At 63.1% G+C, this 805-nt stretch carries 1 protein-coding gene; it reads left to right on the forward strand.

The genetic code is table 11. The annotated features are described in order from the left end of the window. A partial coding sequence (locus QWZ14_RS29035) for an IS630 family transposase (protein ID WP_290320553.1) occupies positions 1–802 on the forward strand: 802 nt, incomplete at its 5' end. Positions 803–805: the final 3 nt, after the last annotated feature.

The following is an 805-nucleotide window of genomic DNA, read 5'->3' on the forward strand; positions in this document are numbered from 1 at the left end:
ACGGCAGGTGTTTCGCTGGGTCAATGGCAAGGACCCCCGCCAATATGGTCTGGATTTCGGCCTGTGGACGCGATCGGTCGTGGCGGAGCTGATCGAAGGGAAGTTCGGCATCCGGCTCGGCCTGACCGCTGTGGGCGCCTTGCTGGCCAAGCTCGGCCTGACACCGCAGAAGCCGTTGCAGCGGGCCTATCAGCGCGATCCCGACGCGATCGAGCGGTGGCAACGCGAGACCTATCCAGCGATTGCGCGTCAGGCGAAAGCAGACGGCGGAGAGGTGTTCTTCTGGGATGAGTCTGGGTTTCGCGCCGATGCCGTGCACGGACGGACCTGGGGTGTTCGCGGCCAGACCCCTGTGGTGGAGCGTCCTGGCCAACGGCAGTCAATCAGCGCGGCCTCGGCGGTGAATGCAAAGGGTGGGTTTTGGCACTGCACCTACGAGGGTGGGCTGACCGCAGAGTTGTTCGTCAGCCTGCTGAGCATGATGATGCGGCATCGCAAAAAGCCGGTGCATCTGGTGGTGGACGGCTTGCCAGCGCACAAGACGAAGCTGGTGAAAGACTATGTGCAATCGACCGAGGGGCGGCTGACACTGCACATCCTGCCGGGCTACGCGCCGGAACTGAACCCTGACGAAGCTGTCTGGAGCCATATGAAGCGCACCGGGGTGGCCCGCGCGCCGCTGCGTAAAGGCGAACGACTGCGCGACAAGATTGATGGGCAGTTGGCAGCCATCAAGGCTGCACCCAAGCTGGTCCGGTCATTCTTTCGGGCGCCAAGTGTCGCCTATGTTACCGACTGGTGAGTA

This window comes from Paeniroseomonas aquatica (genome assembly GCF_030409335.1).
Taxonomy (GTDB): domain Bacteria; phylum Pseudomonadota; class Alphaproteobacteria; order Acetobacterales; family Acetobacteraceae; genus Belnapia; species Belnapia aquatica.